The organism is Streptomyces sp. NPDC101181 (genome assembly GCF_044767975.1).
In the GTDB taxonomy this organism is placed as follows: Bacteria; Actinomycetota; Actinomycetes; order Streptomycetales; family Streptomycetaceae; genus Streptomyces.
Genome location: NZ_JBIWOX010000011.1, coordinates 86,444 through 107,543, shown reverse-complemented (window position 1 = coordinate 107,543; position 21,100 = coordinate 86,444). Strand labels below are relative to the sequence as shown.

The following is a 21,100-nucleotide window of genomic DNA, read 5'->3' as shown; positions in this document are numbered from 1 at the left end:
AGAAGCGGACGGAGCGCCTCGCCGTGCCGGTGCCCGTACGCGAGGCCGTAGGGTTGCGCCAGGACTTCCGCAGTTCGACGGCGCACCGCGAGTTCCCTGACGTAGGAACAGACGACGAAAGAGGACGCAACGATGACGACGGTCCCCCTGCCGACGGATTCGACCCGCTGGCGCTGCACGCTGTGCGGCAACCTCACGCGCTTCGACGTGACCCGTTCCTCCAAGGTCGTGGAGTACGTCCACCTCGACCTGGCCGGTGAGTCGAGTGTCGAGGAGCGGGAGGTGGTCAGTGAGACCATCGAGTCCGTCCGCTGTCGTTGGTGCAACGCCGCGGACCAGATCGAACTGGTGGCCAGGCCGGGCGCCGCTTCCTGAGGGAGCGCGCCCATCGACATGTCAATGAGGTGACGGACGGTGGACCAGCCGACCAGCGGCGCCGAGTCGGCCGACGCGGCCGACAGCGGTGCCGAGGCGCTCGACCGTCCGCTGCCCGAAGGCGTGAGGCGGCGGGTCGTCGCCTTGGTCTCCGACGCCTTCGGCGGGCTGACCGTCGCCGAACTCCCCGCCCAGCTGCGGCAGTACGCCCGGTTCACCCCGACTCGGCGGGCCAAGTTCGCCGGGAACGCGATGGCCGCCGCGCTGGAGAGCGACGCCCTCTTCCGGCAGCGGATCGGTGAGCGGCTGGGCCTGACGCAGCCGGAGCTGGCCGGTGCGCTGGAGGCGGGCGCGCCGCCCGCCGCCGCCGACCCCCTCGACGTGGCCGCCGCCGCGTACGTGCTGCGCCCCGCGGGCTGGGCCAAGCTCGTCGACGCGGCGGGCGAGGAGGTCCAGCGCGCCGACGCCGAACGGGTGGACCAGGAGACCCGGCGCGAGCTGGAGCAGCTGCGCGAGGAGCTGGAGCGGGCGCGGGCCCACACCCGGACCGAGACCGAACGGCTGCGCACCGAGCTGGAGGCGGCCCGCAAGGAGACCGACGCGCTCCACCGCAAGCTGCGCAGCGCCCAGAGCGAGGTCAAGCGCGGGGAGGCCGCCCTGCGCCGCCAGGCCGCCGAGGCGGAGGCCCAGCGGGCCGACGCGGCCGCCCAGCTCTCCGCCGCCGAGAGCGAGTCGCGGCGGCTCAAGGGGCGGATGGGGGAGGCGGAGTCCGCCCTGGAGGCGAGCCGCCGGGCCGCCCGCGAGGGCCGCTCGGTGGAGGACATGCGGCTGCGGCTGCTGCTGGACACCGTGCTGGACGCGGCGGCGGGGCTGCGGCGGGAGCTGGCCCTGCCCCCGGCGACGACACGCCCCGCGGAGACCGTGGACGCGGTGGCCCCGGGCCGGATGTCGCCCAAGGACATCGCCGCGCGGGCCCTTTCGGAGACGGACCCGGCCCTGCTGGACCAGCTGCTGGCGCTGCCGCAGGCCCACCTCATCGTGGACGGCTACAACGTCACCAAGACCGGCTATCCCCAGATGCCGCTGGAGAAGCAGCGGTTGCGGCTGCTGGGCGGCCTCTCCATGCTGGCCGCGCAGTCCGGCGCCGAGGTGACCTGCGTCTTCGACGGCGCCGAACTGGCCGCGCCGGTGCTGCTCGCGCCGCCGCGCGGGGTGCGGGTGCTGTTCAGCAAGGCGGGGGTCACGGCGGACGAGCTGATCCGCCAACTGGCCCGCGCCGAACCGCCCGGACGGCCCGTCGTGGTGGTCTCCACGGACCGCGAGGTGGCGGACGGGGTGGCCAAGGCCGGGGCCCGGCCGGTCGCGTCCGTCATGCTCCTGAAGCGGCTTTCGCGTGCCTGAGGAAAGTTGTTCGACATGTGTGGCATGTCGGTTTCTTGGGGACGTACCGTCAAGTCGCCGCTACACGCGGTGGAGTGAGAGTAAAGAAGTTCCTGGTGTGACGAGAAAAATCCTGTGAGGATTTGAACTGATCACAAGAGGGTCACTAAGGTCAGGCCTCGAACCTTCGCGCGGTTGATCACCCACCCGGGGTGACGGCGAAGGAACCGCCGCATCCGTGAGTTGTACGGAGCCGGGGATGGCTTCCCCCCTTGCCCGGTAGGCGGCTGAGGAAGAAGGAGCTCGCCTTCGTGGCGTCCCACCGTCGTCCCAAGCAGCCGAGCCGCGCCCGCGTGACCGTGCTCACCGCGACCGCCGCCGCTGCCGTGGCCCTGACCTCCCAGGCCGCCCACGCCGACCCCAAGCCGAGCAAGGACGAGGTCAAGGCGAAGGTCGACAAGCTCTACCACGAGGCCGAGGCGGCCACCGAGAAGTACAACGGGGCCAAGGAGCAGCAGGACGAGCTGAAGAAGCAGGTCGACGCGCTCCAGGACAAGGTCGCCCGCGGCCAGGGCGAGCTCAACGCCCTGCGCAGCGAGCTGGGTTCCATCGCCACCGCGCAGTACCGCTCCGGCGGCATCGACCCGTCGGTCGCCCTCTTCCTCGCCTCGGACCCGGACAGCTTCCTCGACCAGGCCTCCGCGCTCGACCAGCTGACGGTCAAGCAGACGGAGTCGCTCCAGAAGATCCAGGCCAAGCAGCGCACCCTCGCCCAGCAGCGCAAGGAGGCCCAGGACAAGCTCGGCGACCTCGCCGACGTCCGCGAGGCGCTCGGCGAGAACAAGAAGAAGTACCAGGCCAAGCTCGCCGACGCGCAGCGCCTCCTGAACTCCCTGACCGCCGCCGAGCGGGCCAAGATCCAGGAGGAGGAGAACCGTGCCAGCCGCGCCTCCACCGAGCGGGTAGAGCTGGGCAACGAGGCCCCCGCGACGGGCCGCGGCGCCGCCGCCCTGGCCGCCGCCGCCACCCAGATCGGCAAGCCGTACGTCTCCGGCGGCTCCGGCCCCAACTCCTACGACTGCTCCGGGCTGACCCAGTGGGCTTTCGCCCAGGCCGGTGTCTCCATCACCCGGACCACCTACACCCAGCAGCACGACGGCACGCGCCTCGGCCGCAGCCAGCTCAAGCCCGGCGACCTGGTCTTCTTCAACGGCCTGTCGCACGTCGGCTTCTACGCGGGCAACAACCAGATCCTGCACGCCCCGAAGCCCGGCACCGTCGTCCGCTACGAGTCGATGGACTACATGGGCACCTTCCAGTTCGGCGTCCGCGTCTGACGCCACGGCACACCCGAACGAGGGAATCGCCGTACCCCGCACCACCACCCCGCCCCGCCGGAGACCCGAGGTCACCGGCGGGGCGGTGGCGTTCGGCGCCCTGCGGCGCCCCGCTCCGCCACCGGCGCGGTCTTTGGCCGGTGCGTAGTCGTCCGATTACTGTCTGGCTGCTCGCAGCTCCCGGACGTCGGTCCGCCCGCCCTGGGCGGCAGGGGCTGCGCACGACCGCGTCAGCGGAGGGGAGTGCGGCTACCTGTGGTGTCCCATCGACGTTCCACACAGTCCGGCCGGGGCCGGGGCGTTCGCGTCACAGTCGTCTCGGCGGCCGCCGCCACCGCGGCCGCGACGCTGACCGGCGCCCCGGCGAGCGCCGACCCCCAGGAGACCCGGGAGAGCGCCAAGGCCGCCGTCGACCGGCTCCACGAGGAGGCCGAGCGCGCCACCGAGCGGTTCAACGCGGCCGGGGAGCGGGTGGACCGGCTGCGCCGCGAGGCCGACCGGGCCCAGGACGCCACGGCCCGGGGCCAGCAGCGGGTCAACCTGATGCGCGACGAACTGGGCGCGATGGCGGGCGCCCAGTACCGCACCGGGACCGTCGACCCGGCCCTCGCGCTGCTGCTCTCCTCCGACCCGGACAGCTATCTGGACCGGGCCGCCGCCCTGGACCGGGCCGGGGCCCGCCAGGCCCTCACCCTGGACCGGCTCCGGCAGGCCCAGCGCAAGGTCGCCCAGACCCGCGCCGAGGCCACCCGCGCCCTGGCCGGCCTGGAGCGCGACCGGGCCGCCGTGACCCGCCACAAGCGCACCGTCGAGGCCAAGCTGCGCCAGGCCCGGCAGCTGCTGAACTCCCTGCCGCCCGCGGAGCGCGCCGCGTTCGACCGCGCCTCCCGCTCCGGCCGCGACGGCGCACCCGACCTCTCCGGCACCGCCCCCGGCTCGTCCCGGGCCAGGTCCGCCGTCGCCGCCGTCGGCCAGGCGCTCGGCAGACCCTACGTGTGGGGGGCCAACGGGCCCTCCGGATTCGACTGCTCCGGACTCATGCAGTGGGCCTACGCCCAGGCCGGGGTGAGCCTGCCCCGCACCTCGCAGGCCCAGCGGTACGCGGGGCGCATGGTGCCGCTCTCCCAGGCGCAGCCGGGCGACCTGGTCGCCTACCGGGCGGACGCCAGCCACATCGGCATGTACGTCGGCAACGGCCAGGTCATCCACGCCCCCTACCCGGGCGCCCCGGTCCGCTACGACCCGGTCGGCATGATGCCGGTCTCCTCGGTCACCCGGATCTGACGCTTCCCGGCCACCGGACCGGGCCGCCGCCCGCCGGTGACCGTACGATCGGCAGGGTGGCCGTACGCAGACCTGATGCGCGGCGGGGCAGCCCCCGCGGACGGCGGCGAGCGGCCGGGACCGTGCTCGCCGCCCTGCTGACCGCGTCCGCCTGCACCACCGCCCCCCGGGACAACAGCGCCTCGCTCACCGCCCGGGAGATCACCGCCGTGCTGGACGGCCGGGCCGACGCCGTCCTGGCCCGCGACCCGGCGGGCTACCTCGCCTCCCTCGCCCCGGCCGCCGAGAAGCTGCGGGCCGACCAGCGCAGCGAACTGGCCAACCTCGCCGACGTCCCCCTGAAGTCCTGGACGTACGAGGTGAAGGACATCGGCGAGCAGGACGGCGGCTGGGCCACCGCGGAGGTCGAGCTGCGCTACCGGATCGAGGGCTACGACTCCGCCCCGGTCGCCACCCGCCGGACCCTGGAGCTGATGCGCGAGGGCGAGCGCTGGTACATCACCGCCGACCGGCCCGCCAAGGGCTCCGCCGGGCAGCTGTGGCAGCAGGGGGACGTGACGGTCGTGGAAGGCGACCACAGCATCGTCCTGGGCGTCGGACGGGGCGAGGAGGAGCTGCGCCGGATCGCCGACACCGTGGACCTCGCGGTCCCCGCCGTCTCGGACGCCTGGCCCCGGCCCTGGACGCGCCGGGTGGTGGTGCTCGTCCCGGACACCGTGCGCGGCATGGCCAGGCTGCTGGGCTCGCCGGAGGCCAGCTACCGGGGCATAGCCGCCGTCACCACCGGTGAGGTCGGTGGCACCGGCGAGCGCCCCGCCATCGCCGACCGGGTGATCGTCAACCCGGAGGCGTACGCCGGACTGGAGAGCTTCGGGCAGCGGACCGTCCTCACCCACGAGACGACCCATGTCGCCACCCGGACCAGCACCTCGACCGCCACCCCCGTCTGGCTCTCCGAGGGCTTCGCCGACTGGGCCGCCTACCGGGGCGAGGACCGCGCGGCCGAGACCCTCGCCCCCGAGCTGACCAGCGCCGTCCGCGCCGGAGAGGCGCCCCAAGAGCTCCCCGCCGACCCGGACTTCGGCTTCGACGGCGACCCCGCCGAGCTCGCGCGGGCCTACGAGGGCGGCTGGCTGGCCTGCGAGCTGATCGCCGAGCGCTGGGGCCGGGAGAAGCTGATCGCCTTCTACGAGGCCGTGGGGGCGCACCAGGGGCGGAAGGGGGCGGTGGAGAAGGCGGCGGACGCGGTGCTCGGCACCACCCTGGAGCAGCTCACCGCCGACTGGCGCGCCTACCTCGCGACCCGGCTCGGCTGACCGCCCCGGACCGGGCCCGCCGCCTCCTCGCCCCGCCCGTCCGGCACCGTCGACCGCCACAGCCGGACCCCGGCGAGAAGCGCGGCCGCCACCAGCAGCCCGTTGCGGACGAAGAGCAGGGTCAGGCCCCACAGGTCGCTCGCCACCACATGGCCGAAGCCGACCGGGAACTCCAGCAGGGTCACCCCCGCCGCCACCAGCACCAACGCCGCGGGCAGCCCCATCACCGTCCCCCGGAAGACCAGGCACACCGCCGCCAGGCCGACCAGCCACACCACGTACTGCGGGCTGATCACCCGGCTGGTGACGGTGAACAGCAGGACCGCCGTGAACGCGGCCTCGGCCGGGGTGCGCACCGAGAAAGTCCGCGCCCGCAGCCGCCACAGCACCAGCCAGCCCAGCGCCAGTACGCCCAGCCCCAGCGCCACCCCCGACACCGCCCCCACCCCCGGCCCGGTGAACTCCAGCGAGCCGTAGCGCAGCTCCACCCGCCCCTCCCAGCCGAAGTGCCGCGCCACATGCAGCACCAGCGCCCCCAGCGACTCGATCTCGGTGCCCCGGTCGCGCTGGAAGGTCAGGAACGCGAACGCCCCCGGCATCCACAGCGCGAACGACACCGCCAGACCGGCCGCCGTCAGCGCCGCCGACGACCAGGCAGCCCAGGTCGGCCGCCCCTTGCGCACCCCGACCAGCAACAGCGCCGGCCACCCCTTCAGCAGCGCCCCGAGCGCGGTCAGCGCCCCCAGCGCCCGCGGCCTGCGGACCCCCGCCAGCAGCGCCGCCACCGCCACCGCCGTCACCATCAGGTCGTAACGGGCGTAGACGGTGGGCCCCAGCAGGGGCACCCCCGCGATCCACACCCACGCCCCCGCCGTCCGCGCCCCCGGCCGCCGCCCGGCGTACAGCAGCAGACCGAGCACCAGCGCGTCGCAGAGCAGCACCAGCACGAAGAACGCCGTCGCATACTCCCAGAACGGCAGCAGGGCCGGGGCGAGCATCGCCAGGGCGGCGCCGGGCGGGTACTGCCAGGTGACGTCGTCCAGCGGATACGTGCCCGCCCGCAGCACCTCGTACCAGCCCCGGTAGATCACCGACACGTCCACCGTGACGTCCGGGCCCGGCACCGTGACCACCCCGGACACGCACAGCAGCAGCCACGCCCGGCTCAGCGCCCACACCGCGTACGGCCAGGGTTCGCGGCCCAGGGCTCCGGTTCCTCGTCCCGTCATCGCCGCCCCGTCCTCGCCCGCCGCCACCCGCGGTGTCCGGCCGCCCATGATGCCGCCGACGGAGGGCGTCGCCGGTGAAGCGCGGCCGTTGGGTACTGTCAGCCGCGATGGACAAGACGCTGATCGTGACCAACGACTTCCCGCCCCGCCCCGGCGGCATCCAGGCGTTCCTGCACAACATGGCGCTGCGCCTGGACCCCGACCGGGTCGTCGTCTACGCCTCCACCTGGAAGCGGAGCGCCGAGGGGGTGGCGGCCACCGCCGCCTTCGACGCCGAGCAGCCCTTCACCGTGGTCCGGGACCACACGACGATGCTGCTGCCGACCCCCCGCGTCACCCGCCGGGCCACCGCCCTGCTGCGGGAACACGGGTGCTCCTCCGTCTGGTTCGGCGCGGCGGCCCCGCTCGGGCTGATGGCCCCGGCGCTGCGCCGCGCGGGCGCCCGCCGCCTGGTGGCCACCACCCACGGGCACGAGGCCGGGTGGGCCCAGCTGCCCGCCTCCCGGCAACTGCTGCGCCGGATCGGCGAGGGCACGGACACGGTCACCTATCTCGGTGAGTACACCCGCTCCCGGATCGCGGCCGCCCTCACCCCCGACGCCGCCGGCCGGATGGTCCAACTGCCGCCCGGCGTCGACGAGAAGACCTTCCACCCCGGCTCCGGCGGCGACCGCGTCCGCTCCCGGCTGGGACTGTCCGACCGCCCGGTGGTCGTCTGTGTCTCGCGCCTGGTGCCCCGCAAGGGCCAGGACACGCTGATCCTGGCCATGCCCGCGATCCTCGCGCGCGTCCCGGACGCGGTGCTCCTGATCGTCGGCGGCGGACCGTACGCCAAGGACCTCGGGCGCCTCGCGGCGGAGACCGGGGTCGAGGACTCGGTGCGGTTCACCGGCCCGGTGCCCTGGGCGGAGCTGCCCGCGCACTACGGGGCCGGGGACGTCTTCGCGATGCCGTGCCGGACCCGGCGCGGCGGGCTCGACGTGGAGGGCCTGGGCATCGTCTACCTGGAGGCGTCCGCGACCGGACTGCCCGTGGTGGCCGGTGACTCGGGCGGCGCCCCGGACGCGGTGCTGGACGGCGGGACCGGGTGGGTGGTCCGCGGCGGCAGCGCCGAGGAGTCGGCGGACCGGATCGTCACGCTGCTCGGGGACGCGGAGCTGCGGCGGCGGATGGGGGAGCGGGGCCGGGCCTGGGTCGAGGAGAAGTGGCGCTGGGACCTGCTGGCCGAGAAGCTGAAGACCCTGCTCTGAGCACCCGCTCGCGCACAGGACGAGGGCCCGCACCGCCGACGGGTGCGGGCCCTCCTCGTCCCGTGTACGCCGCTCAGGCGCGGTAGATCGACTCCACCTCGTCCGCGAAGTCCTTGGCGACCACGTTCCGCTTCAGCTTCAGCGACGGGGTGATGTGGCCCGCCTCCTCGGTGAACTGGGCGGGCAGGATACGGAACTTGCGTACGGACTCCGCCTTGGAGACCGCCGCGTTCCCGTCGTCCACCGCCCGCTGGACCTCGGCCAGCAGCTCCGGGTCCTCCCGCAGCGAGAGCGCCGTCGAGCCGACCGGTTTGCCGTGCTCCTCGGCCCAGCGTCCGAGGAACTCCTCGTCCAGGGTGACCAGCGCGCCGACGAACGGGCGGCCGTCGCCGACGACCATGCACTCGGCGACCAGCGCGTGCGCGCGGATACGGTCCTCGATCACCGCGGGCGCGACGTTCTTGCCGCCCGCCGTGACGATGATCTCCTTCTTGCGCCCGGTGATCGCGAGGTAGCCGTCCTCGTCCAGGGTGCCGATGTCCCCGGTGTGGAACCAGCCGTCGGCGAGGGCCTCGGCGGAGGCCGACTCGTTGTTCCAGTACCCGGTGAACAGGTGCTCGCCGTGCAGCAGCACCTCGCCGTCGTCCGCGATCCGCACCACCGAGCCGGGCAGTGGCTGGCCGACCGTGCCGATCTTCTGCCGGTCCCACGGGTTGAAGGCGGTGGCCGCGCAGGACTCGGTCAGGCCGTACCCCTCCAGGACGGTGAAGCCGATGCCCCGGTAGAAGTGGCCGAGCCGCTCGCCCAGCGGGGCGCCGCCGGAGATCGCGTGCTCGCCGCGGCCGCCGAGCACCGCGCGCAGCTTCCCGAAGACCAGCTTGTCGAACAGCCTGTGCCTGAGCCGCAGGCCCAGCGAGGGGCCGCCCGGGGTGCCGAGCGCCCGGCTGTAGGCGATCGCCGTGTCGGCGGCCCGGTCGAAGATCCTGCCCTTGCCGTCGGCCTGCGCCTTGGCGCGGGCGGCGTTGTAGACCTTCTCGAAGACCCGGGGTACCCCGAGGACCAGCGTCGGCCGGAACGAGGCCAGCTCGTCGGTGAGGTTCTTGATGTCCGGGACGCAGCCCAGCTTGATCGGGGCCATCACCGAGGCCACCTCGACCAGCCGGCCGAAGACGTGCGCGGCGGGCAGGAACAGCAGCACCGAGCACTCGCCCGTACGGAACAGCGGCTTCAGCCGCTCCACCACGTTGCCGCACTCCGCGAAGAAGCTGCGGTGGGTCAGCACACAGCCCTTGGGGCGGCCCGTGGTGCCCGAGGTGTAGACGATGGTCGCCGGGTCGTCCGCCTTGGCGCTGACCATCCGCAGGTCCATGGTCTCGTCCGAGACCCCGGCCCCCGCCTCGCCCAGCGCCTCCACCGCGCCCGCGTCGATCTGCCAGACCCGCTCCAGCTCCGGCAGCGCGTCCCGCACGGAGGCGACGGCCGCCGCGTGCGCGTCGCTCTCCACGAGCACCGCCACCGCCCCGGAGTCACCGAGAATCCACTGCACCTGCTCGGCGGAGCTGGTCTCGTACACCGGCACGGTCACCGCGCCCGCGCTCCAGATCGCGAAGTCCAGCAGCACCCACTCGTAACGGGTGCGCGACATCAGCGCGACGCGCTCGCCGGGCTGCACGCCCGAGGCGATCAGCCCTTTGGCGGCGGCCCGCACCTCGGCCAGGAACCGGGTGGCGCTGACGTCGGCCCAGGCACCGGCCACCTTGCGGCTCATCACCGCGACATCCGGATGCTGAGCGGCGTTGCGGCGGATGAGATCCGTCAGATTGCCGTCCGTCGGGACCTCGTACAGGGCCGGAAGGCTGAACTCGCGCAAGACTGCTGCTCCTCATCGGGCTCCGGTGCCACGGCTCTGTGTGACGCACCGGCTGCGGTCCGAGAATGGCGGGTGCTCAGTGGGGTGAGCACGACTGGACTGCCCGGACGTTACCCACCGGTACTCGCTTCCGGATAGGGGGTTCCGGCCAGATGTCTTACGCATCACACAGATAAACGGTCCTTGCGCGCACAGTAGTCCACCGCCGCCACGACTCGGAAGTAACCGCAGGTCCGGAACGGTCTACCCGCTGCCGGACGGGCGCTCTAGGGTGATCCCATGCGAGGCAGCGAACCGGACAGCCGGAACCGGACCGGCGGGCGGACCCGGATCCACGTGGTCAGCGACGTGCACGGCAACACCGAGGCCCTGGCCCGCGCCGGGGACGGCGCGGACGCCCTGATCTGCCTCGGTGACCTGGTGCTCTTCCTCGACTACGCCGACCACTCGCGCGGCATCTTCCCCGACCTGTTCGGCGAGGAGAACGCCGACCGCATCGTCGCGCTGCGCACCGCCCGCCGCTTCGAGGAGGCCCGCGCTCTCGGCCGCGAGCTGTGGACGGGCCGCGACCGCGACGCCGAGATCCTCGGCGCCGTACGCCGTCAGTACGCCGAACTCTTCGCCGCCTTCCCCACTCCGACGTACGCCACCTACGGCAACGTCGACGTCCCCGGCCTGTGGCCGGAGTACGCCCGCCCCGGCACCACCGTGCTGGACGGCGAGCGGACCGAGATCGGCGGCCGCGTCTTCGGTTTCGTCGGCGGCGGCCTGAAGACCCCGATGAACACCCCGTACGAGATCAGCGACGAGGAGTACGCCGCCAAGGTCGAGGCGCTCGGCGATGTCGACGTGCTCTGCTCGCACATCCCGCCCGAGGTCCCCGAGCTGACCTACGACACCGTCGCCCGCCGCTTCGAACGCGGCAGCACCGCCCTGCTGGAGGCGATCCGCTCCACCCGCCCCCGGTACGCGCTGTTCGGCCATGTTCACCAGCCGTTGGTCCGCCGGATGCGGATCGGTGACACCGAGTGCGTCAACGTCGGCCACTTCGCCTCGACCGGGACTCCCTGGGCGCTGAGCTGGTGACCGGAGGGCCCCCGGCACGCGATAGCCTGCACAGCGGCAGGCCTCTGCCGCACGCGACCGGTTACACCGCACTGGAGGGCCACGGCGATGGCTGAACACACCAGCTCGAACATCACGATCGAGGCGGCGCCGGCCGACGTCATGAGCGTGATCGCCGACTTCTCCCGCTACCCGGAGTGGACCGGCGAGGTGAAGGAGGCCGAGGTCCTCTCCACCGACGGCCAGGGCCGCGCCGAGCGGGTCCGTCTCGTGCTGGACGCCGGGGCGATCAAGGACGACCACGTCCTCGCCTACACCTGGACCAGCGAGCACGAGGTGAGCTGGACCCTCGTCAAGTCCCAGATGCTGCGCTCCCTGGACGGTACGTACGCCCTCGCCCCGCTCGGCAGTGGCGAGCGGACCGAGGTCACCTACCGGCTCGCCGTCGACGTCAAGATCCCGCTCCTCGGCATGATCAAGCGCAAGGCCGAGAAGGTCATCATCGACCGCGCCCTCGCCGGCCTCAAGAAGCGCGTCGAGTCCGGCCCGCAGGGCTGAGAGCCGTGCGCACGGTCCTGGTCACCGGCTCCGGCGGCGGCGGCCGCACCACGATCGCCGCGGCCACCGCACTGGCCGCCGCGGCGGCCGGCGGACGCACCCTCCTGATCTCCGCCCAGACCCCGCCCGGCTTCCCCGGGGAGACGGAGCCCGCCGAGGTCACCGACGGCCTCGACCACGCCCGGATCGACTCCGGCGCCCACTTCCGCGCCGAACTCACCGGCCTCCTCCAGGGCGCCTCCGGCGTCCTGGACCTGCTCGGCGCGGGACGGCTGGAGAGCGAGGACATGACCGAACTGCCCGGCTCCCCGCAGTTCGCCCTGCTCCACAGCCTGCACCGGGCCACCGCGGGCGACTGGTCCGGCCGCTACGACACCCTCGTCGTCGACCTCCCTCCGCTGCCCGACGCCCTCGCCCTGCTCGCCCTCCCCGGCCGGCTCCGCCGCTATCTGCGCCGCCTGCTGCCCGCCGAACGCCAGGCCGCCCGCGCCCTGCGCCCCGTACTCGCCCAGCTCGCCGGGGTCCCGATGCCCGCCGAGTGGCTGTACGAGGCCGCCGCCCGCAAGGACGCCGAGCTGGCCGCCGTCCAGGCCCTCGTCGAGGACGACGCCACCACGCTCCGCCTGGCCGCCGAACCGGGCCCCGCCGCCGAGGACACCCTGCGCACCGCCCGCGCCGGGCTCGCCCTGTACGGGCTGCGCGCCGATCTGCTGGTCGCCTCCCGCGTCCTGCCCCGGCACTCCGGCGACCCCTTCTTCGCCGCGCTCGCCGCCCAGCAGGACAAGTGCCTGGCCCACTGGCGCCAGGAGTGGGCCCCGGCCACCCCGGTGCACGAGGCCGCCCACCAGGGCCGCGAGCCGCGAGGACCGGACGACCTGGCCGCGCTGGCCCTCCCCGCCCCGGACGCCCGCACCCCGGGCCCGGCCGCCGACCCCTGGTGGACCGAGGAGGAGCCCGCCGCCGAGGACGGGTCCGCGGTCCTCGCCTGGTGCCTGCCGCTGCCCGGCGCCGCCAAGGAGGACCTGCGCCTGGTCCGCCGGGGCGACGAACTCCTCCTGACCGTCGGCCCGTTCCACCGCGCCGTACGGCTCGGCTCCGCGCTGCGCCGCTGCACCGTCGCCGGGGCCGCCCTGACCGGGGGGACGCTGCGGGTCCGGTTCACCCCCGACCCGGCCCTGTGGCCCCGTACTCCCTGAACGCGGTGCGGCCGTTCGGGTAACGTCGGAGGTACGTGAACCGCAGGCCGACCACCGGCCGCCCCGCGCCGCAGGAGCCCGCCATGAGTGAAGCCACCGACCGTCCCGCCGACGGCGACGCGTGGGCCGACGCCTGCGCCGAGGACCTCGCCGAGGAGCGGGCCCGCCGCCGCGCCCAGTACGGCCCGCCGCCCGGCTCCGCCGCCGACGAGCTGCGCAAGCTGGTCGACGCCGTCGCCGACAAGGTCTCCTCGCTCCAGACCCCGCTGCTGGGCGGCGCCGCCCAGGGCGCGGTCCAGCAGGCCATCCGGCAGGCGCGCTCCGCCGTGGAGCCGGTCATCGAGCGCAACCCGCAGGTCTTCGACCACCTCGCCGCCGCGGGCAGCGAGCTGCTGGCCGCCTACCGCTCCGCCGTCGAGGGCCAGGAGAGCCGCTGGACCCGCACCACCGAGGGCGCCTCCGGCACCGCGGGCCCCAGCAGGAAGGCCGCCGAGGACCCCTCCGACCCGCGCGACGACGGACCTTCCGGCACCGAACGCATCGACCTGGACTGACGGCTCCGGGGGCCCCGCCCGCCGCCTCGGGTACGGTTGCCCCCAGGGCCTGTCGCCAGACTGCCGCCTGCCGCGCGACGCCTGACACGCACGCTCGTCGCGTTGCCGCAATGCCCTGGTAGCTCCGCTACCAGACCATTCCGGCGCCTTGCGATCGCACGCACCAGACGCCGCGCGGCCGCCCTCCGGGCGACGACGGCAGTCTGACGACAGGCCCTAGCGGGCTCGACCGGAACTGAGGGATTCATGGGACTCACCATCGGCGTCGACATCGGCGGCACGAAGATCGCGGCGGGAGTCGTCGACGAAGAGGGCCGCATCCTCTCGACGTTCAAGGTGGCGACCCCGCCGACCGCCGAAGGCATCGTCGACGCGATCTGCGCGGCGGTCGCCGGAGCGAGCGAGGGGCACGACGTCGAAGCGGTCGGCATCGGCGCCGCGGGCTACGTCGACGACAAGCGCGCCACCGTCCTGTTCGCACCGAACATCAACTGGCGCCACGAGCCGCTCAAGGACAAGGTCGAACAGCGCGTCGGCCTGCCCGTGGTCGTCGAGAACGACGCCAACGCCGCGGCCTGGGGCGAGTACCGCTTCGGCGCGGGCCAGGGCCACGACGACGTCATCTGCATCACGCTCGGCACCGGGCTGGGCGGCGGCATCATCATCGGCAACAAGCTGCGCCGCGGACGCTTCGGCGTGGCCGCCGAGTTCGGCCACATCCGGGTCGTCCCGGACGGTCTGCTCTGCGGCTGCGGCAGCCAGGGCTGCTGGGAGCAGTACGCCTCCGGCCGCGCCCTCGTGCGCTACGCACGGCAGCGCGCCAACGCCACCCCGGAGAACGCCGCCATACTGCTGGGCCTCGGCGACGGCTCGGTCGACGGCATCGAGGGCAAGCACATCAGCGCGGCCGCCCGCCAGGGCGACCCGGTGGCCGTCGACTCCTTCCGGGAGCTGGCCCGCTGGGCCGGGGCCGGGCTGGCGGACCTGGCCTCGCTGTTCGACCCGTCCGCCTTCATCGTCGGCGGCGGTGTGTCGGACGAGGGCGAGCTGGTCCTCGACCCCATCCGCAAGTCGTTCCGGCGCTGGCTGATCGGCGGCGAGTGGCGTCCGCACGCCCAGGTGCTCGCCGCCCAACTCGGCGGCAAGGCAGGGCTGGTGGGGGCCGCCGACCTGGCCCGCCAGGGCTGAGCCACCCGCGCCGCGAGGCCGCACGACGCGACGGACGCCCGCCGCCGCCCTTCCGGGGAGGCGGCGGGCGTCCGTCGTATCGTGACCCGCATGGTCCTGACGCCACTGCCCGACTCCCGTACCGGGCCGGACGGTTCAGCCGTCATCAGAGTGCTGAGCTACAACGTCCGCTCGCTGCACGACGACACCGCGGCCCTGGCGCGGGTCATCCGCGCCTGCGCCCCCGACCTGGTCCTCGTCCAGGAAGCCCCGCGCTTCTTCCGCTGGCGCAAGGCCGCCGCCCGCCTCGCCCGGAGCAGCGACCTGGTGGTCCTCGGCGGCGGGGCCACCGCCGCCGGACCGCTGCTGCTGTGCTCGCTGCGGGTGGCCGTCGAACACACCGAGGACGTCCTGCTGCCGCTCACCCCCGGCCTGCACCGCAGAGGCTTCGCCACCGCCGTGGTGAGGATCGCCGGGACCCGCCTCGGGGTGCTCAGCTGTCACCTGAGCCTCCAGCGCGACGAACGCCTCGCCCAGGCGGACCTGCTCCTGGAACAGCTGGCCTCGATGGGGGTGGAGCACGCCGTGGCGGGCGGCGACCTCAACGACGTACCGGACGGGAAGGCGTTCACCCGGCTCGCCGGGCGGCTCCAGGACTGCCGGGCCGTGGCCCCCTGGGGCGGCGAGCTGACCTTCCCGCCGGACGGACCGCGCAAGCGCATCGACGCGGTGTTCGCGACCCCGGGCATCGAGGTCCTCGGCTGCGGCGTCCCCGCCGGGCTGCCCGGGGTGAGCGAGAGCGACCTGCGGGCCGCCACCGACCACCTGCCGGTCCTGGCCGCCCTCAGGGTGCCCGCCGGGAGGTGACTACACCACCGCGCCGCGCCCCGGGTCGCCGTAGGTGTCGTCATCGTCGTCGTGCGGCATCCGGGCCACCAGGGTGGCGAAGCCGCCGAGGAAGCCGCCGACGCAGAGCGTGGTGAGCCACCACGTCATCTCCCACCGCAGCAGCACCGCGATCAGCATCAGCACCGGACCGCCGATCACCGCCAGCCAGGCGAACTTCGCCGTGACGTCGGCCTCCGGCAGCGGCGGCGGCTCCGGGGGCACGAAGTGGCCCTCGTCCCCGTCGTCCGGCTGGTCGATACCGTCGTCCTTGGACTCGGGCAGCTCGTAGTCGCGGGGGCCGGCCACCCCGGGCGCGAAGACCACGGAGCTGCCGAGCGGCTTCTTCTCCGGCGGCTTCGGGGGCTTCTTCGCGGCCCCCTTGTCCAGATCCCCGGCCGCCCCGTCCCGCGGACCCACCTCGTTGCGCTGGTCGTCCTCCAGCAGCGCCAGATCGTCCACCGACTTGAACGGCTTGGCGCCCGGCGGGTCCGGCGGCTCCTCCCCGTACCCCGCGACGATCGCCGCCCAGGCCGCGTCCTCGTCGATCGCCCGCTCCTGCTCCGCTCCCTCCGCCGCCGGCGGTTTCGTCCCCTCGGGGACGGCCGCGGGCTCGGTGGGGCGCGGTTCGCGCTCCTCGTCGCCGCCTGGGCGTTCCGCGTCGTGCTCAGCCACCGGACGTGCTCCCCTTCTTCCCGACGCTCGGTGCGAGACGGCCGATGAACCGGTAGCTCTCATCGAAGATCCGCTCCGCGTCATGGTCCAACGTCGCGACGTGGTAGCTCTGTTCCAGCAGGATCTCCCGGACGTCCGTGGAGGAGATCCGGCTGAGGATGCGGGCGCTGTCCGCTGGCGGCACGACATGGTCCCGCGGGCTGTGCAGCAGGACCACCGGCTGGGTCACCTGGGGCAGCTCGCCGTCGACCAGCCGGAAGAACCGGCGCACCGAGTGGGCGGCGTGCAGCGGCACCCTGTCGTAGCCCACCTCGTGCGCGCCCGGCAGCGCGATGTCGTCGGCGACGCCCTTCGTCGTCCGCACCAGATGGCGGGCGACCGGCAGCGCGTACGCGGAGAGACCGTGCACCTTGTTGGCCGGGTTGACCAGCACCAGGCCGCTGACCGCGTCCCCGTGCCTGGCCGCGAGCCGCAGGGACAGCGCACCGCCCATGGAGAGCCCGAAGACGAAGACCCGCTCGCACTTCTCCCGCAGCGCCCACAGCTCCCGGTCGACCTCCGCGTACCAGTCCTGCCAGCCGGTGACCGCCATGTCCTCCCAGCGGGTCCCGTGGCCGGGCAGCAGGGGCAGCGAGACGGTCAGCCCGCGCTCGGCGAGGTAGTCGGCCCAGGGGCGCAGCGACTGCGGTGACCCGGTGAAGCCATGACAGAGCAGGACGCCGGTCTCTCCGCCCTCGTGGCGGAACGGCTCGGCTCCAGGGAGGACCGGCACCAGGGTCTCCTGTTCGTGGGACGGGCGGGGGCGGGCGCGCACCGTGGGGGAGTGCTTGCGGATGACTTCACCGTACGCGACCGGACCGACACCGACCAGGGCCGTCACGGGCCCGCGCACGCCCCCGGGATAAGGTCTGAGCCACAGCACACAGGAGGCAGAACAGTTGATCTACGGCGCAATGAAGTTCTCCATCGGCGGATCCCTGAAGGTCGCCTTCCGGCCGTGGGTGGAGGGTCTGGAGAACATCCCCGAGCGGGGGCCGGCGATCCTCGCGAGCAACCACCTGTCGTTCTCCGACTCGTTCTTCCTCCCGGCCGTGCTGGACCGCAAGGTCACCTTCATCGCCAAGGCCGAGTACTTCACCTCGCCCGGGGTGAAGGGCAAGCTCACCGCCGCCTTCTTCAAGGGCGTCGGGCAGCTCCCCGTCGATCGCTCCGGAGCCCGCGGCGCCGGTGAGGCGGCGATCAGGGCGGGCATCCAGGTCGTCGAGAGCGGCGGCCTCTTCGGGATCTACCCCGAAGGCACCCGCTCGCCCGACGGCCGCCTCTACCGCGGCAAGCCCGGCGGTCTGGCCCGGGTGGCGCTGGCCACCGGCGCCCCCGTCATCCCGGTCGCGATGATCGACACCGAGAAGATCCAGCCACCCGGCCAGGTGATGCCCAAGCTGATGCGGCCCGGCATCAGGATCGGCCGGCCGCTGGACTTCAGCCGCTACCAGGGCATGGACGGTGACCGCTTCATCCTGCGCTCGGTGACCGACGAGGTCATGTACGAGATCATGAAGCTCTCCGGCCAGGAGTACGTGGACGTCTACGCCACCGCCGCCAAGCGCCAGCTCGCCGAGGAGGCGAAGGCCAGGGCGGAGGAGGCCAGGCGCGAGCGGAAGCAGGCCGCCGCGCGCGAGGAGAACGGATAGGGAACGGTCCGGCGCGTCACCGCGTCGTACACGGTCCGGGGGGTGGGTCATGGCCAGGCGTGAGCGGGTCGTACGGATGTCGGTCGAGCTGCCGCTGTGGCGTGCCCTGACCGGCTACCGCGTCCTGACGATGATCTACGCCGTGCTGCTCGCGGTCTTCGGCAAGGACCACCTCGGCCGGGACCGGTTCGAGCGGCCCTGGGTGGCCGTGGCCTATCTGGCGTTCCTCTGCGTCTGGACGCTCGCCACCCTGCCCAAGGTCCGCTCGGCGGCCGCCTGCACCAAGCGTTTCCTCGGCGCCGACCTCGCCGTCGCGCTGACCGGCATCCTGCTCACCCCGGTCGCCGACGTCCACTCCCAGACGTTCGACGGCCCCACGCTCCCCTCGATCTGGACGGCGGGCGCGGTCCTCGCCTTCGCCGTCAAGGGCGGCTGGCGGTGGGCGGCCTTCGCCTCCACGTTCGTCGCCGTCGCCAACATCGTCCAGCGCGGCGAGCCCAGCCGGGACACCTTCCACAACGTCCTGCTGGTCTGGGTCGCCTCCATCGCCATCGGGTACGTCGTCGAGGTGGCCCGCGCCAGTGAACGCACCCTGGCCCGCGCCCTGGAGATCGAGGCGGCCACCCGCGAACGCGAGCGCCTGGCCCGCGACATCCACGACAGCGTCCTCCAGGTCCTCGCCATGGTCCAGCGCCGGGGCACCGCGATCGGCGGCGAGGCGGCCGAGCTGGGGCGGCTCGCCGGGGAGCAGGAGGTCGCCCTGCGCACCCTGGTCTCCAGCGGCCTGGTCCCGACCACCCGGGTCTCCGAGGACGCCGCCGACGGGGCCGTCGTCCGCACCGTCGACGTCGACGAGACGGACCCCGCCGGGGACGACGGCACCCCCTGCGACCTGCGGGCGCTCCTCGCGCCCCACGCGGGTTCCCGCACCAGCTTCGCGGAACCGGGCGCCCCGGTGCTGCTGCCCGCCGAGGCCGCCCGTGAGCTGGCCGCCGCCGTGGGCGCCGCCCTGGACAACGTCCGGGTGCACGCGGGGGAGGGGGCGCAGGCGTGGATCCTGGTCGAGGACGAGCCGGACGAGGTGATCGTCACCGTCCGCGACGACGGGCCCGGCATCCCGGAGGGGCGGCTCGCCCAGGCGGAGGGGGAGGGGCGGCTCGGCGTCGCGCTGTCCATCCGCGGGCGGTTGCGCGAGCTGGGCGGCACGGCAGAGCTGATCTCGGTCCCCGGACAGGGCACCGAGGTCGAGTTGAAGGTTCCCAAAGCACCGAGGGTTTCCCGGGGGAAGGCAGGATCGGCCCGATGAGTACACAGAACACACCCGAGGACGAGGGGCGGGAGGGCCCGGACCGGCCCATCCGGATCATGGTCGTGGACGACCACCCGATGTGGCGCGACGCGGTCGCCCGCGATCTCGCCGAGGCCGGTTTCGAGGTCGTCGCGACCGCCGGGGACGGTCCGGGGGCGGTCCGCCGGGCCGGGGCCGCCCGGCCGGACGTCCTGGTCCTCGACCTCAACCTCCCCGGCATGCCCGGTGTCCAGGTCTGCAAGGAGCTGGTCGGCTCCCTCCCGGGCCTGCGCGTCCTGGTCCTGTCCGCGAGCGGCGAGCACGCCGACGTCCTGGAGGCGGTGAAGTCCGGCGCCACCGGCTATCTGCTGAAGTCCGCCTCCACCCAGGAGCTGGTCGACGCCGTCCGCTCCACCGCCGAGGGCAACCCGGTCTTCACCCCCGGCCTCGCGGGCCTGGTCCTCGGCGAGTACCGCAGGCTCGCCTCCGACCCGGCCCCCGCCGCGTCGAACGAGCCCAAGGCCCCGCAGCTCACCGACCGGGAGACCGAGGTGCTGCGCCTGGTCGCCAAGGGGCTCTCGTACAAGCAGATCGCCGAACGTCTGGTGATCTCGCACCGCACCGTGCAGAACCACGTGCAGAACACCCTCGGCAAGCTCCAGCTCCACAACCGGGTGGAGCTGGTGCGGTACGCCATCGAGCGCGGTCTCGACGACGTCTGACCGGCACCTCGGCGCCCCCGGCACCCCGGCGCCCCGGGACCCCCGCGCTCCGGGCGGAAGAGGACCGCCCGGACCCGCCGGCCGGGGCTTTCGGCCCGCGCGGGCCACGGGGCGGGGCCGTATATTCCGGCATGTACGGCCTTGTCCCGCGTGGACGGCCCCGCCCCGCGTCCGGCCCCAGATCGGGAGAACCCGTGGAAATCCTCGCCTTCGGTGTCCAGTCCGACGAGAAGCCCCTGATCGAGAAGGCCTTCCAGGGGCTGCACGAGGTCCGCTGTCTGGACGTCTTCCTGAACCGTGACACCGCCCCGATCGCGGCGGGCTACGAGATCATCTCCACCAGCGTCAACGCCGACCTCGGCGGCAAGGTCCTCCAGACCCTCGCCGCGGGCGGCACGCAGATGATCGCCCAGCGCTCCACCGGCTTCAACAACATCGACCTGGACGTCGCCGAACGCCTGGCCCTGCGCGTCGCCCGGGTCTCCTCCTACTCCCCGTACTCCGTCGCCGAGTTCGCCTGGACCCTGGCGATGGCCGTCAACCGCCGCGTCATCCGCGCCGCGAGCCGCACCCGGGACTTCGACTTCCGCCTCGACGGGCTCCTGGGCCGGGACATGCACGGCCGGACCGTCGGGGTGGTCGGCACGGGCAGGATCGGCGAGGCGTTCACCCGGATCGCCCACGGCTTCGGCATGAAGCCGCTCGGCTGGGACGTCGTGGAGAACCCGGCCTGCGTCGAGCTGGGCATGGAGTACGTCCGCAAGGAACGGCTCTTCGCGGAAGCCGACCTGATCAGCCTGCACGTCCCCCTGCTGCCCAGCACCCAGCACATCATCGACGAGGCCGCCCTGCGGACGATGAAGGACGACGCGATCCTCGTGAACTCCAGCCGCGGCGGCCTCATCGACACCGCCGCCCTGGTCACCGAACTGCGCGCGGGCCGCTTCCTCGGCGTCGGTCTCGACGTGTACGAGGCGGAGGCCGGGCTGTTCTTCCTGGACAAGTCCCTGGAGGGCATCGACGACGACACCCTGGCCCGGCTGGTGACCTTCCCCAACGTCATCGTCACCTCCCACCAGGCGTACTACACCGAGGACGCGGTGGGCCAGATCATCGACGCGACGGTCCGGAACGTCACCGACTACCTGGCCCGCCGCCCCAGCGAGAACGTCCTCGTCCCCAGGACCTGACCCCGCTCGGCCCGCCACCGGCGGCCTCGCCGGTCAGCCACTGGACCGGGATACGGAACCGCCGCGTC

20 protein-coding genes are annotated in these 21,100 nt (G+C 73.6%); 16 read left to right on the top strand and 4 right to left on the bottom strand.

From position 1 onward, the window contains the following. The first annotated feature begins 132 nt into the window (after positions 1-132). From ACIRRU_RS18130 to ACIRRU_RS18110, 5 genes are all read left to right on the top strand, one after another. Positions 133-375 carry a hypothetical protein gene (locus tag ACIRRU_RS18130; protein WP_363204485.1) on the top strand — a complete coding sequence of 81 codons (243 nt, stop codon included), beginning with the start codon at positions 133-135 and terminating at the stop codon, positions 373-375. 39 nt (positions 376-414) lie between these two features. Further along, complete coding sequence (locus ACIRRU_RS18125) at positions 415-1,776, top strand: NYN domain-containing protein (protein ID WP_403681457.1); 1,362 nt, start codon at positions 415-417, stop codon at positions 1,774-1,776. Between the two features lie 290 nt (positions 1,777-2,066). After that, on the top strand, positions 2,067-3,092 hold the full coding sequence (locus tag ACIRRU_RS18120; protein ID WP_403681454.1) for an NlpC/P60 family protein: 1,026 nt from the start codon (positions 2,067-2,069) through the stop codon (positions 3,090-3,092). Positions 3,093-3,347: 255 nt separating this feature from the next. Next, positions 3,348-4,376 carry an NlpC/P60 family protein gene (locus ACIRRU_RS18115; protein WP_403681451.1) on the top strand — a complete coding sequence of 343 codons (1,029 nt, stop codon included), beginning with the start codon at positions 3,348-3,350 and terminating at the stop codon, positions 4,374-4,376. Between the two features lie 56 nt (positions 4,377-4,432). Next, positions 4,433-5,692 carry a hypothetical protein gene (locus tag ACIRRU_RS18110; RefSeq protein ID WP_403681448.1) on the top strand — a complete coding sequence of 420 codons (1,260 nt, stop codon included), beginning with the start codon at positions 4,433-4,435 and terminating at the stop codon, positions 5,690-5,692. Here the strand turns inward: ACIRRU_RS18110 and ACIRRU_RS18105 are convergent. Beyond that, complete coding sequence (locus ACIRRU_RS18105) at positions 5,668-6,921, bottom strand: glycosyltransferase 87 family protein (RefSeq protein WP_403681445.1); 1,254 nt, start codon at positions 6,919-6,921, stop codon at positions 5,668-5,670. The genes ACIRRU_RS18110 and ACIRRU_RS18105 overlap by 25 nt on opposite strands. 107 nt (positions 6,922-7,028) lie before the next feature. Here ACIRRU_RS18105 and ACIRRU_RS18100 point away from each other — a divergent pair, with 107 nt between their 5' ends. After that, positions 7,029-8,171 carry a glycosyltransferase family 4 protein gene (locus tag ACIRRU_RS18100; RefSeq protein WP_403681442.1) on the top strand — a complete coding sequence of 381 codons (1,143 nt, stop codon included), beginning with the start codon at positions 7,029-7,031 and terminating at the stop codon, positions 8,169-8,171. A gap of 73 nt (positions 8,172-8,244) precedes the next feature. On the opposite strand, the gene ACIRRU_RS18095 is transcribed toward ACIRRU_RS18100, so the two are convergent. Then, positions 8,245-10,041 carry an AMP-dependent synthetase/ligase gene (locus ACIRRU_RS18095; protein WP_403681440.1) on the bottom strand — a complete coding sequence of 599 codons (1,797 nt, stop codon included), beginning with the start codon at positions 10,039-10,041 and terminating at the stop codon, positions 8,245-8,247. Positions 10,042-10,320: 279 nt separating this feature from the next. Here ACIRRU_RS18095 and ACIRRU_RS18090 point away from each other — a divergent pair, with 279 nt between their 5' ends. From ACIRRU_RS18090 to ACIRRU_RS18065, 6 genes are all read left to right on the top strand, one after another. Continuing rightward, the gene (locus ACIRRU_RS18090; RefSeq protein WP_403681438.1) at positions 10,321-11,127 is read left to right on the top strand and encodes a metallophosphoesterase; all 807 of its coding nucleotides are present in this window, start codon (positions 10,321-10,323) and stop codon (positions 11,125-11,127) included. Positions 11,128-11,214: 87 nt separating this feature from the next. Continuing rightward, entirely contained in the window at positions 11,215-11,664 is a 450-nt protein-coding gene (locus ACIRRU_RS18085; RefSeq protein WP_403681436.1) for an SRPBCC family protein, read from the top strand. A gap of 5 nt (positions 11,665-11,669) precedes the next feature. Then, positions 11,670-12,860: an ArsA-related P-loop ATPase gene (locus ACIRRU_RS18080; protein ID WP_403681434.1), complete on the top strand. Its 1,191-nt coding sequence runs from the start codon at positions 11,670-11,672 to the stop codon at positions 12,858-12,860. A gap of 83 nt (positions 12,861-12,943) precedes the next feature. Continuing rightward, a complete protein-coding gene (locus tag ACIRRU_RS18075; protein ID WP_403681432.1) occupies positions 12,944-13,414 on the top strand; it encodes a DUF5304 domain-containing protein in 471 nt (156 codons plus the stop codon). Positions 13,415-13,660: 246 nt separating this feature from the next. Then, the gene (locus tag ACIRRU_RS18070; protein WP_363204473.1) at positions 13,661-14,602 is read left to right on the top strand and encodes an ROK family glucokinase; all 942 of its coding nucleotides are present in this window, start codon (positions 13,661-13,663) and stop codon (positions 14,600-14,602) included. 90 nt (positions 14,603-14,692) lie between these two features. Next, complete coding sequence (locus tag ACIRRU_RS18065; RefSeq protein WP_403681430.1) at positions 14,693-15,448, top strand: endonuclease/exonuclease/phosphatase family protein; 756 nt, start codon at positions 14,693-14,695, stop codon at positions 15,446-15,448. On the opposite strand, the gene ACIRRU_RS18060 is transcribed toward ACIRRU_RS18065, so the two are convergent. Beyond that, a complete protein-coding gene (locus tag ACIRRU_RS18060; RefSeq protein ID WP_403681428.1) occupies positions 15,449-16,141 on the bottom strand; it encodes a hypothetical protein in 693 nt (230 codons plus the stop codon). It abuts the gene before it with no gap. Beyond that, a complete protein-coding gene (locus ACIRRU_RS18055; protein WP_363204503.1) occupies positions 16,134-16,913 on the bottom strand; it encodes an alpha/beta fold hydrolase in 780 nt (259 codons plus the stop codon). Before ACIRRU_RS18055 ends, ACIRRU_RS18060 begins: the two co-directional genes overlap by 8 nt. 181 nt (positions 16,914-17,094) lie before the next feature. On the opposite strand from ACIRRU_RS18055, the gene ACIRRU_RS18050 reads away from it, so the two are divergent. The 4 genes from ACIRRU_RS18050 (at position 17,095) to ACIRRU_RS18035 (ending at position 21,032) form a co-directional block, all read left to right on the top strand. Beyond that, positions 17,095-17,832, top strand: a complete 738-nt coding sequence (locus ACIRRU_RS18050; protein WP_363204502.1) for a lysophospholipid acyltransferase family protein — start codon at positions 17,095-17,097, stop codon at positions 17,830-17,832. 49 nt (positions 17,833-17,881) lie between these two features. Further along, on the top strand, positions 17,882-19,138 hold the full coding sequence (macS, locus tag ACIRRU_RS18045) for a MacS family sensor histidine kinase (RefSeq protein ID WP_403681426.1): 1,257 nt from the start codon (positions 17,882-17,884) through the stop codon (positions 19,136-19,138). Next, positions 19,135-19,842, top strand: coding sequence for a response regulator (locus ACIRRU_RS18040; protein WP_403681424.1), 708 nt, complete (start codon positions 19,135-19,137; stop codon positions 19,840-19,842). The genes macS and ACIRRU_RS18040 overlap by 4 nt, the downstream gene beginning before the upstream one ends. Before the next feature lie 194 nt (positions 19,843-20,036). Next, positions 20,037-21,032: a 2-hydroxyacid dehydrogenase gene (locus ACIRRU_RS18035; protein ID WP_403681422.1), complete on the top strand. Its 996-nt coding sequence runs from the start codon at positions 20,037-20,039 to the stop codon at positions 21,030-21,032. Positions 21,033-21,100: the final 68 nt, after the last annotated feature.

Coding starts and splice junctions, on each gene's coding strand:
- ACIRRU_RS18075 (WP_403681432.1), top strand. CDS start 12,944: ATGAGTGAAGCCACCGACCGTCCCGCCGACGGCGACGCGTGGGCCGAC.
- ACIRRU_RS18065 (WP_403681430.1), top strand. CDS start 14,693: ATGGTCCTGACGCCACTGCCCGACTCCCGTACCGGGCCGGACGGTTCA.
- ACIRRU_RS18050 (WP_363204502.1), top strand. CDS start 17,095: ATGAAGTTCTCCATCGGCGGATCCCTGAAGGTCGCCTTCCGGCCGTGG.
- ACIRRU_RS18085 (WP_403681436.1), top strand. CDS start 11,215: ATGGCTGAACACACCAGCTCGAACATCACGATCGAGGCGGCGCCGGCC.
- ACIRRU_RS18090 (WP_403681438.1), top strand. CDS start 10,321: ATGCGAGGCAGCGAACCGGACAGCCGGAACCGGACCGGCGGGCGGACC.
- macS (WP_403681426.1), top strand. CDS start 17,882: ATGGCCAGGCGTGAGCGGGTCGTACGGATGTCGGTCGAGCTGCCGCTG.
- ACIRRU_RS18070 (WP_363204473.1), top strand. CDS start 13,661: ATGGGACTCACCATCGGCGTCGACATCGGCGGCACGAAGATCGCGGCG.
- ACIRRU_RS18105 (WP_403681445.1), bottom strand. CDS start 6,921: ATGACGGGACGAGGAACCGGAGCCCTGGGCCGCGAACCCTGGCCGTAC.
- ACIRRU_RS18100 (WP_403681442.1), top strand. CDS start 7,029: ATGGACAAGACGCTGATCGTGACCAACGACTTCCCGCCCCGCCCCGGC.
- ACIRRU_RS18040 (WP_403681424.1), top strand. CDS start 19,135: ATGAGTACACAGAACACACCCGAGGACGAGGGGCGGGAGGGCCCGGAC.
- ACIRRU_RS18130 (WP_363204485.1), top strand. CDS start 133: ATGACGACGGTCCCCCTGCCGACGGATTCGACCCGCTGGCGCTGCACG.